The sequence below is a fragment of the Cyclobacteriaceae bacterium genome, from assembly GCA_025808415.1.
Taxonomy (GTDB): domain Bacteria; phylum Bacteroidota; class Bacteroidia; order Cytophagales; family Cyclobacteriaceae; genus UBA2336.
This window is the reverse complement of sequence record CP075525.1, coordinates 3,238,220-3,249,275: the sequence shown is the minus strand read 5'-3', so window position 1 is coordinate 3,249,275 and position 11,056 is coordinate 3,238,220. Positions and strand designations below refer to the sequence as shown.

The window sequence follows — 11,056 nt, the reverse complement described above, 5'->3', positions numbered from 1 at the left end:
CACGATGATTATGAAGAGCAGAAAGTTACTATTCGTATGTCTGGTGTTGGCCTTGGTTCCTATGTCGTGTGAAGACTTTTTAGAAAAGCCACCGCAAGGCAACTTAACGCAAACAAATTTTCCAACTACAGCGCAGGATGCCCTGTTGGCCACCAACGCAGTATATAATACAATCCGTGAATCGAATTTCAATTCGGGCTTGTTTCCAATCCTGGACATCATGTCGGATGATACCAACAAAGGAAGCAATCCCGATGATGCTTCGGCAACGATCGGCCCATTTGACCGATTTGAACACATTAAAACCGAAGGGGCCATACTTCGGTGGTGGAATACTTTGTACAAAGCCGTAAGGCGTGCCAACGTAGTTATTGAAAAAGTTCCGCTAATAACCATGAACGAAACACTCCGTAACCGCTATGTGGCGGAAGCCAGGTTTTTGCGTGCATTTTTTTACTTCGACCTCGTGCGTGCGTGGGGCGGGGTTCCAAAACTTGTAACCGTTGATCCTGTTGTTTTGCCACGAAGCAGCGTTGATGAAATTTATGAGTTGATTATTGACGACCTGTTGTTTGCCGTGAGCAACCTTCCGGAAAAATCGGAGTACACCAGTGTTTCAGATTTAGGAAGGGCAACAAAAGGTGCGGCAAAATCATTACTGGCCAAGGTGTATTTGTTTCGCGGAAATTTTCCAGCAGCGGCAACTTATGCACTCGAAGTAATCAACTCAGGCGAGTATAATCTTGAACCTGATTTTGAAGATGCCAACAGTGTTTCAGGTGAGCACGGCATTGAATCAGTTTTTGAAGTGGCCGCGTTTGGTGCCGAGGGTTTGGCAAACGGTGGCAACCAGTATGGTAATGTTCAAGGCGTTAGGGGAAATCCGAATCGTGGTTGGGGGTTTAACAGGCCTACAAAAAATTTACGCGATGACTTTGAACCGGGCGATCCGCGCCTGCAGGCCACCGTGATTTTTTTAGGCGAAGTGTTGGATGGTGTTACCATTTTAGGAGATGCTGCTACACCCGATGTATCGGTTGATTCACACGGACAGGAAGAAATTGAATGCTACAATCAGAAAGTATGGACACCGGGGGTAACCGTGCCGCCATCGTTTGGCCATAACCGCAGGTTTATCCGGTTTGCTGATGTACTGCTTATTGCGGCTGAAGCTTTAAACGAAAATAACAATGCTGCCCAGGCGTTAATACACCTGAACCGGGTGCGTCAACGGGCTCGTCATGGTAACCCGGCATTGCTGCCGGATGTAACCGAGACCAACAAAGATTTGCTCCGGAATATCATCCTGCATGAGCGCAGGGTAGAGCTTGCACTGGAAGGTCATCGCTTCTGGGATTTGGTGCGCACCAACAAAGCTGCAACTGTGCTGGGCCCATTGGGTTTTGTTGCCGGAAAGCATGAATTGTTGCCCATACCGCAAACCGAAATTGACTTAACACAAAATGCTTTGACCCAAAATCCCGGATGGGAAAATTAATAAATCAAATAAACGTTTAACCTAAATTAAATTTCACAACTATGAAAAAAGTAAAATGGATGATGAGTGTGCTGGCGGTAGCCGCAGTGCTTGCCACCACCATGGTGGGATGTAACGATGATGAGCCACCAGCGCTGGCGTTGGTTAGCCTTACTGCAAACGGAATTGACTTAAATGCAGCAACCAGTGCTACAGGCATACCAGTAGGGGCCAATATTGTAGCAACATTTAATGTTGCCGTTGATGCGGCTACGGCAAACTCAGCAATTTCATTGGTGCGCCAGTTTGATAGCCAGAATTTCCCGGCAGCTATTTCCGTAAATGGTGCCGAAGTTACCATTAACCCAAATACTGATTTCAGCACGGGCACATTGTTCATCCTCACGTTTGGTGCAGGGTTAAAGAGTGCAGAGGGTAAAACACTGACTGCAGCCATTGAGCGTAACTTTACTTCCGAAGGTACCTTTGCCGTGCCGGGTGCAGTAGCACACTGGACTTTTGAAGACAATGCCGTTGATATTATTGGAAATCGTGCGCCAACAGCCACTGGTACTGTGGCTATTACGTATGTAGCCGGTCGTAAAGCGGATGCCGGTAAGGCTGCAAGTTTTAATGGAACAACGAGTATTATTGAATATGCCAATGGTGACCAATTGATGAATAACGGTAGTTGGACGATGAGCTTATGGGTAAAGCCAAATTCTTCGTTAGAGAAGGGTCAGTTTGTTTTAGGATTAGGCGCCTTTTACGGGTTCCAATTTGAAATTTTTGGAAGCTACAATGGCTTTAAACTAGCGGCCTCTTATGCACACACAAACCCGGCTGGTGCAGGTAAGTTCGGTGAAGATTTGTGGGCAGACGGTGAAGGGAATTTAGGATGGCAAGGCTGGGTATTCTCAAAAGATTTCCGACCAGCCGGTATGAACACGGTTATTAAGGACCAGTGGGCGCATTATGTGTTTGTGTACAATGCAACAACGCGCCAGGGAATTATTTACCTGAACGGAGAACGGATTAAAGAACAAGACTTTGATCTATGGCCAGACGGTACAAACCCAAGGTTTGCAACAGGGCTTAGTTACAGGGGTGAAGCACCAGATGTCGTAAATGAATTAGCGCTTGGTTTTATACATAGCCGTGCGGGTACCATGTGGGACGCAGAACCTTGGGGTGGTTATGATTTTCCAGGAGCCAACCACTTCCACGGCCTCATGGATGACTTGATCATTTATCATAAAGCCCTTACGCAAGCTGAAATAACTGCAATGTATAATTCAGGAAAGCCATAATCGTTTAGGTTTGTAAATAGATTGAGGGTTCCTGGAAACGGGAACCTTCATCATTTAAAAAATGTAACGTGATCAGGTATATAAGTTTTTTGATTCTTTCTATTTTATCCGGGTTAATCTCATGTTCGTCAAGCGAGGATCCCCCAAAGCCCTCTATGCAGTTAAACCAACTGCGCATAGGAGGTTTTACACTCAGTACAACCAATCCAGGTAATAATGTCAACGCTCCGTTTGATCAACCCGTCAACGCTACATTTTCAACAGGGTTGGACCAGCCATCCGTGCAAAGCAGCATTCAGCTTAAGCAAAAGAACGGAACACCCGTTTCCTTAACGTTTGCTTTTCTTGACAGCGACCGAACATTTTCAGCAACCCCTTCATCACCATTATTATTCAATACCGAGTATGACTTGGTAATTTCAAATACGTTGAAAGGTGCACAAGAAGAAACCTTTCCAGGGGTAACCGTTTCGTTTACTACGGCAGCAGGCACATTAACCATAACCTCGCTCAAGTTTAACGATGTAGAGTCCCTGGCGAAATCGCCCATCATTAATATCAGTCGCACGGCATCGGTGTCGCTGAGGTTTTCCAATCCGATTGATCCATCCAAGGCAAATGCTTCCTATTTGCGGGTACTGGGCCCCGGCAGTTTGATAGCGGTAAACTATTCCTTATCGGATAACAACAGGGTTGTTACAATGACCGCCAGTGAACCGTTGGCGCATCTGAGCCGCCATCAAATTTGGGTATCGCATGAAATGACGGGAGCCGGTGGTGAAGTCTTTTCTCAGTTCTTAAAATACTTCTACACCGAAGTTGATCCCACCCCAAAATTTCCGGTGATCAGCGATGAAGCTTTACTCACCCTGGTGCAGCAACAAACCTTTAAATACTTCTGGGATTTTGCACACCCGGCCAGTGGTATGGCACGTGAGCGCAATACCTCCGGTAACCTGGTAACTACCGGTGGATCAGGCTTTGGTATTATGAGCATAATCGTGGGCATTGAACGCGGATTTATTTCACGAGCCGAAGGAATGGAGCGAATGAATAAAATCCTGACCTTTCTGGAAACGGCCGATCGCTTTCATGGCGTATGGCCACACTGGCTGGATGGTAATACCGGTAAAGTAATTCCGTTCAGCACCAATGATAACGGGGCCGATCTGGTGGAGACTGCATTTCTGGTTCAAGGCCTCATTGCGTTCCGGCAATACCTCGATGGAGCAGTACCCACAGAAAATAGCCTCATTAACCGCATCAATGCCTTGTGGCATGCGGTAGAATGGGACTGGTATAGGCGAGGTAACCAAAACACACTTTACTGGCACTGGTCACCTGACAAGGGTTGGGCCATGAACCTGCAGATTAAAGGTTGGAACGAAGCGTTGATTATTTATTTGCTCGCGGCCTCGTCACCCACGCATAGTGTCCCAAAAATTGTTTATGACAATGGTTGGGCCAGTAATGGTGGAATGAAAAATGGAAATACTTATGAGGGTATTGTTTTGCCTTTAGGACCACCTTCCGGAGGTCCATTATTTTTTGCTCATTATTCGTTTCTGGGTCTTGACCCGCATGGGTTAAGTGACGCTTACTGCAGTGATTACTTTCTTCAAAACAGAAATCATTCGTTAATTAACCAGGCTTACTGCATTCGAAATCCGAAAAACTTTGTGGGCTACAGCGATGAAAACTGGGGGCTTACCGCCAGTGATAACCACACAGGCTATTCAGCTCATTCTCCTACTAACGATTTGGGTGTGATCACTCCAACAGCAGCACTTTCATCATTTCCCTACACACCAGAAGAGTCGATGAAAGCCCTTAAATTTTTCTACTATACGCTTGGCGACAGGCTATGGGGGACATATGGATTTTACGATGCCTTTAATGTTACAGCCGGTTGGACAGCCAACTCATATCTGGCCATCGATCAAGGACCGATAATCGTAATGATTGAAAACCACCGCACCGGGTTGCTGTGGGATTTATTTATGTCGGCACCGGAAGTTCAAAGCGGAATGGTAACACTTGGCCTTACGAATTAAAAGGATGATATGCATCGGCTAACTTATCTGCTAACTATAAACGATATGATAAAACCTGTATACTATTTTTTGTTGATTGTACTCTTGGCAGGCTGCTCTGGTTCTAAAAAGCAAACAGCAGAATCGTTTGTCATAACAGATGATTCACTCCTCACCCGAGTGCAATTCCAAACTTTTCAATATTTCTGGGATAATGCCGAGCCTACCTCGGGCCTCGCACCTGAACGTACGCACATGGATGGCGTGTATCCGCAAAACGATAAGCATGTAGTAACTACCGGTGGTTCAGGTTTTGGTTTAATGGCCATTCTTGTTGGCATTGAACGCGGATTTATTACCCGTCAGCAAGGCTTTGAGCGATTCAATCACATTGTTCATTACCTCGATACGGCCGACCGCTTTCATGGGGCATGGCCGCATTGGCTTAATGGTGAAACCGGAAAAGTAAAACCTTTTAGTCCCAAAGATGATGGAGGAGATTTGGTGGAGTCGGCATTTTTGGTTCAGGGACTTCTTACCGTTCGCGAATATTTTAAAAATGGCAATGAAGAAGAAAAAGCTCTCGCTGCAAAAATTGATAAACTGTGGCGCGAAGTGGAATGGAACTGGTACACCAACGGAAAAGATGTGTTGTACTGGCATTGGTCGCCAAAGCATAACTGGGAAATGAATTTCCCGGTAGGGGGTTACAATGAATGTTTGATCATGTACGTGCTGGCAGCGGCATCACCTACCTATCCCATTAAACCTGAGGTATACCATAAGGGTTGGGCACGCAGCGGTGCTATTAAAACCGATCGTACGTTTTATGATTTGGAAACTGTGCTTGATCATTACGAGCACAGCGATGATCCGGTGGGCCCGTTATTTTGGGCACACTATTCCTACCTCGGTCTTGATCCTCGCAACCTGAAAGATCGGTATGGCAATTATTGGAAGCTCAATAAAAACCATGCGCTTATTCATTACCGGTACTGTGTTGATAACCCGAAAGGTTTTGAAGGCTATGGCGAAAATTGCTGGGGGCTAACGTCAAGCTATTCCATGAAGGGCTATGCCGGCCACCAGCCTGCGGAAGACCTGGGTGTAATTTCTCCTACCGCTGCGCTTTCATCTTTTCCATATACACCCGAAGAAAGCATGCGGTTTTTAAAATTTATGTATAGTCCCGAACGCGATAGCCTCATAGGTGCTTACGGGCCCTACGATGCATTTAGCTTTTCAGCGAAATGGTATTTGCCGCATTACCTGGCCATCGACCAGGGCCCCATACCGGTTATGATCGAAAACTATCGTACCGGTTTGCTCTGGAAATTATTTATGGGCGCTCCCGAAGTTCAACAAGGATTAAAAAATCTTGGATTTACGTATTAAAAATTTGATATATGATTACCCGCTATGCCACGTTTGTGGGTTTGCTATGGATAGCAGCCTCTTGTAGTACATCTCCACGGAAAAGCGCGTCTTCCGTTGATCATAAAATTGATTCACTCATGAACCTTATGACGCTGGAGGAAAAGCTCGGGCAGCTTAATCTTCCTTCGGCCGGGCAATTCATCACCGGTCAGGCTGAAAATTCTGATATCGCCAAAAAAATTGAAAAGGGAATGGTGGGCGGATTGTTCAACATCAAATCGGTTAAGTCAATAAAAGAGATGCAACAAATTGCCGTGGAGAAGAGCCGTTTAGGAATCCCGCTATTATTTGGTATGGATGTGATCCATGGATACGAATCGGTTTTCCCGATACCGCTGGGCTTGAGTTGCAGTTGGGACATGGCACTTATTGAAAAAACAGCACGTGTTGCCGCACAGGAAGCCAGTGCGGACGGCATCAACTGGACATTCTCGCCTATGGTCGACTTATCGCGCGATGCACGGTGGGGCAGGATATCGGAGGGAAGCGGAGAAGATGTGTATTTAGGAAGTGAAATTGCAAAAGCTATGGTGCGCGGCTACCAGGGCGATGACCTTTCGGCCAATAACACCATTATGGCGTGTGTAAAACATTATGCGTTGTATGGTGCAGCCGAAGCAGGCCGCGATTACAATCCGACCGACATGAGCCGGCACCGTATGTACAACGAATACCTGATGCCTTACAAAGCAGCGGTGGATGCAGGGGTGGGCAGTGTGATGGCTTCCTTTAATGATGTGGAAGGCATTCCGGCAACAGCTAACAAGTGGCTACTTACCGATGTACTTCGGAAGGAGTGGGGCTTTACGGGTTTTGTTGTTTCCGATTATACCGGTGTAAGTGAAATGATCGATCATGGGTTTGGTGATTTAAAAACAGTTTCAGCAAGGGCCTTGGCCGCGGGACTGGATATGGACATGGTGAGTGAAGGATTGCTCACCACGTTAGCACAAGCATTAAAGGAAGGAAAAGTTACGCAATCACAAATTGATGCTGCTTGCCGCAGGATACTGGAAGCAAAATTCAAACTCGGGCTTTTTGATGATCCTTATAAATACTGCAGTGAAGATCGCGCAAGCAAAGAAATATTTACCCGTGAAAACCGGGCTTTTGCCCGCAGTGTGGCTGCGCAAAGTTTTGTGCTGCTAAAAAACAAAAACAATGTGTTGCCACTGCAAAAGAAAGGGACCATTGCCCTGGTTGGGCCGTTGGCCGATGCCGCTACCAACATGACAGGCACGTGGAGTGTGGCAGCCAGATTCTCAGAATCTATTACCGTTTTGGAAGGGCTTAAAAAAGCGGTTGGCAATAATGCCAAAGTGCTGTATGCCAAAGGCTCAAACCTGCACGAAGATGCCGCCATAGAAGAACGCGCCACGATGTTTGGTAAATCCTTGAATCGCGATGCGCGGTCGGACGAAGCCATGCGCGAAGAAGCTGTGCGCATTGCCCGATCGGCTGATGTTATTATAGCGGCAGTAGGCGAGGGTGCCGAAATGAGCGGTGAAGCCGCCAGCCGTGTAAACATTGACATCCCGCAAACCCAGCGCGATTTGCTGAAAGCATTGGTGCAAACAGGCAAGCCGGTGGTGCTGGTGTTATTTACCGGGCGACCACTAACCTTAACATGGGAGAATGAAAATGTACCAGCTATCCTCAACGTGTGGTTTGGCGGAAGCGAGGCTGGTGATGCCATTGCCGATGTGGTGTTTGGCGATGTCAACCCTTCTGGAAAATTAACAACAACCTTTCCGCAACACGTGGGTCAGTTGCCCCTGTATTACGCGCATAAGAACACAGGTCGTCCGCTGGCGGAAGGACAATGGTTTCAGAAATTCCGCTCCAACTATCTGGATGTTTCCAACGATCCGGTTTATCCGTTCGGATACGGATTAAGCTATACTACCTTTGCCTACGATAAACTTTCACTGGATAAAACTGAAGCAACAGCAGGCGGATCCGTTACTGTTTCGGTAACGATTACCAACACGGGCACGCGTGCAGGTGCTGAAGTAGCGCAGCTTTATGTTCGCGACCTGGTAGGTTCGGTAACACGGCCGGTCAAAGAACTGAAAGGATTTCAGAAAGTGATGCTCCAACCGGGCGAATCGAAAACCATAACGTTTACCTTAACTGAAAACGACCTTTCGTTCTATCGCGGTGATTTAACCTTTGGTGCAGAGCCAGGCAAGTTTCAGGTTTTTATAGGCGGTAATTCGCGCGATGTGCTGCAGGCTGAATTTGAACTGAGATAGTTGATGAAGCTTTTCAGGAAATTTATAGTATGTACTGCATTCGTAAGTGTGGCAGGCATTCCGTCTGCACAAGCCCAGCAGCCACCTTTTCCGTTTTGGAATGATGTTCAACACCTGATCTTAGCGGACGTTACAAATCCCAAGCCTCGTAACCAGGTGTTGTTTGTCGGCAGTTCTTCTTTTACGTTTTGGAAAGCCGTGCATGAAGCCTTTCCGGAGCGAACCATTGTGAATGTTGGTTTTAGTGGTTCCACGTTGCTGGATCAAATCCGTTATATCGATTATGTCATAAGTCCGTACAAGCCAAAGCAAATTGTAATTTATTGTGGCGAAAATGACCTTGCCTACGACCAAACGGTTACTGCCCATGAAGTGCTTAACCGTTTTGTAAAACTGGTAACGCTTATTCGTGAGCGTTTTCCCGAGGTGCACATTTCCTATGTTTCCATGAAGCCGAGCCCCAGCCGCGAAAACCTGATGCCCCTATACCGAGAAGGGAATAAACTTATCAGCGCGTACCTGAAAACAGTGCAGCGAGCTTCATACATTGATGTTTTTGATGCCATGCTCGACCCGGGCGGAAAACCCCGAAAGGAATTGTTTACCGAAGACATGCTGCACATGAACGATGCGGGGTATGCTATCTGGAAGGAACTGATCAGGCCACACCTGAAGTAATTACAACCTTCGGTTTGTGTGTTTCACATAAACCATCCATCAAATGCGTTATGGTAATTTATATTCTACTACCAGAATACAGCGTACAACACGGCACAAAGAATAATTACAATCGTGGCACCGATATTAAAAGCGGGCTCGGTTTTAAAGAGTGCTCGATTAACGTCAATACCTTTTGGATCCGGCCCTTTGGATTCATAGTAACTGATTCCAAGAATAATGGCCAACGAAAGGATGGCCGTGATAAACATCTGGTCGAGGAATGGAATGTTAACGAACATAGCTGCATCCGACCAGCCCTTTGGTCCTACTTTAAAGTAAAGCGCAATGGGTATTGAACTGATGATTCCCCAAATCGCTCCATTATTTGTGGCACGTTTAAAAAACAATCCGGCAAGGAAAACAGCCAGTATACCTGGGCTTACAACCCCGGTATATTCCTGTATGAATTGAAACGCCTGACCTAAATTTCCCAGCAGGGGTGCAATGAGCATGGCAACGACCAACGCAACAGCAGCGGTTAGCCTTCCGGTTGCAACGGTTTGCTTGTCGGTAGCTGTTTTGTTGATGTACGGCCTGTAAATATCCATTGTAAAAATAGTGGCGGTAGAGTTGAGCATGGAGGCCAGCGAAGAAACAATAGCAGCTGCAAGTGCAGCAAGCACTAAACCTTTTAACCCCACGGGTATAAAACTACGGATCAGCCAGGGCCAGGCATTATCGTTAGCAATACTGCCCGAGCTGGTTATAAAACTTGGGTCAAGTGTTTCTTTGGTCAGGTCGCCATTTGCATCTGCATTAAGCACGAAGGCGATGATGCCCGGTATGACAACAATCAATGGCAAAAGCATTTTAAGGAATGCCGCAAACACAATTCCTTTTTGTGCTTCGGACAAACTTTTGGCGGCCAGTGTTCGCTGTATGATGTACTGGTTAAACCCCCAATAGTAAACATTGGCTACCCACATACCCCCCAACAGCACGGCCAGGCCGGGCAAATCCCACCAGGCATCTTTTCCGTTCGGGTCTATGATTTCGCCTTTATTTAATATCATCGAAAATTTTTCGGGCACCACATTCAGGATGTGCACGAAGCCATCAATAACACTACCCGTTGGGGATACCTGTTCAAGGGCCAGGTAGGTAGTCATTAACCCGCCAAAAATCAATAACACAACTTGTACAACATCCGTCCACGCTACGGCTGAAAGGCCCCCATACAAGGAGTATGCTGCTGCAAATAATCCCAGCCCGATGATGCAGTACATCATAATGGAACCATCACCATTGCCTACAATGGTATCAAGCGCCCGTGAGCCGAGGTAGAGCACCGAGGTGAGGTTTACAAATACAAAAAGACCAATCCAGAAAATGGCCAGTATTGTTTTAAGGTTTGTGCTGAAACGCTTTTCGATGAAGCCGGGAATGGTATAGATGCCTTTATTGATGAAGATGGGAAGGAAAAATTTTCCTACAATAAGTAATGTAATGGCAGCCATCCATTCATAAGAGGCGATGGCCAGCCCGATTGCAAAACCGGAACCAGACATGCCAATAAATTGCTCGGCCGAGATGTTGGCAGCTATAAGCGATGCGCCAATGGCCCACCAGGGCAATGATTTACTGGCCAGAAAATAATCTTCAGCATTTTTTTGATGTCCCTTTTTGTCGCGTGAAACATAAAGCCCAATGCCCAGGATGAGGGCACAGTAGGCGATGAAGATAGCGATATCCCAAAACGATAAACTCATAGGTTGATACAGGTTGAATAATTGGAAAAGATAGGTATTTAATCTGTTTTTAAAGGGCCTTAAACGCTCCAAATTCACAGCTAAAATGTGGGTTTATCTTCGGTGTGGATAGCTG

General features: G+C 46.4%; 7 protein-coding genes. 6 read left to right on the top strand and 1 reads right to left on the bottom strand.

From position 1 onward, the window contains the following. The first annotated feature begins 10 nt into the window (after nucleotides 1-10). The 6 genes from KIT51_14385 (at nucleotide 11) to KIT51_14360 (ending at nucleotide 9,190) form a co-directional block, all read left to right on the top strand. The gene (locus KIT51_14385) at nucleotides 11-1,498 is read left to right on the top strand and encodes a RagB/SusD family nutrient uptake outer membrane protein (protein ID UYN86044.1); all 1,488 of its coding nucleotides are present in this window, start codon (nucleotides 11-13) and stop codon (nucleotides 1,496-1,498) included. Between the two features lie 41 nt (nucleotides 1,499-1,539). Further along, a complete protein-coding gene (locus KIT51_14380; protein UYN86043.1) occupies nucleotides 1,540-2,787 on the top strand; it encodes an Ig-like domain-containing protein in 1,248 nt (415 codons plus the stop codon). 155 nt (nucleotides 2,788-2,942) lie between these two features. Further along, a complete protein-coding gene (locus tag KIT51_14375; GenBank protein UYN86042.1) occupies nucleotides 2,943-4,841 on the top strand; it encodes an Ig-like domain-containing protein in 1,899 nt (632 codons plus the stop codon). A gap of 45 nt (nucleotides 4,842-4,886) precedes the next feature. Further along, nucleotides 4,887-6,215 (top strand): beta-glucosidase, encoded by a 1,329-nt coding sequence (locus tag KIT51_14370; GenBank protein ID UYN86041.1) that lies wholly within the window; start codon nucleotides 4,887-4,889, stop codon nucleotides 6,213-6,215. Between the two features lie 11 nt (nucleotides 6,216-6,226). After that, on the top strand, nucleotides 6,227-8,512 hold the full coding sequence (bglX, locus tag KIT51_14365; GenBank protein UYN86040.1) for a beta-glucosidase BglX: 2,286 nt from the start codon (nucleotides 6,227-6,229) through the stop codon (nucleotides 8,510-8,512). A gap of 3 nt (nucleotides 8,513-8,515) precedes the next feature. Next, nucleotides 8,516-9,190 (top strand): hypothetical protein, encoded by a 675-nt coding sequence (locus tag KIT51_14360; GenBank protein UYN86039.1) that lies wholly within the window; start codon nucleotides 8,516-8,518, stop codon nucleotides 9,188-9,190. A gap of 68 nt (nucleotides 9,191-9,258) precedes the next feature. Here KIT51_14360 and KIT51_14355 read toward each other — a convergent pair whose 3' ends face one another. Continuing rightward, the gene (locus KIT51_14355) at nucleotides 9,259-10,941 is read right to left on the bottom strand and encodes a sodium/sugar symporter (GenBank protein UYN86038.1); all 1,683 of its coding nucleotides are present in this window, start codon (nucleotides 10,939-10,941) and stop codon (nucleotides 9,259-9,261) included. Nucleotides 10,942-11,056: the final 115 nt, after the last annotated feature.

Coding starts and splice junctions, on each gene's coding strand:
- KIT51_14370 (UYN86041.1), top strand. CDS start 4,887: ATGATAAAACCTGTATACTATTTTTTGTTGATTGTACTCTTGGCAGGC.
- bglX (UYN86040.1), top strand. CDS start 6,227: ATGATTACCCGCTATGCCACGTTTGTGGGTTTGCTATGGATAGCAGCC.
- KIT51_14375 (UYN86042.1), top strand. CDS start 2,943: ATGCAGTTAAACCAACTGCGCATAGGAGGTTTTACACTCAGTACAACC.
- KIT51_14360 (UYN86039.1), top strand. CDS start 8,516: ATGAAGCTTTTCAGGAAATTTATAGTATGTACTGCATTCGTAAGTGTG.
- KIT51_14380 (UYN86043.1), top strand. CDS start 1,540: ATGAAAAAAGTAAAATGGATGATGAGTGTGCTGGCGGTAGCCGCAGTG.
- KIT51_14355 (UYN86038.1), bottom strand. CDS start 10,941: ATGAGTTTATCGTTTTGGGATATCGCTATCTTCATCGCCTACTGTGCC.
- KIT51_14385 (UYN86044.1), top strand. CDS start 11: ATGAAGAGCAGAAAGTTACTATTCGTATGTCTGGTGTTGGCCTTGGTT.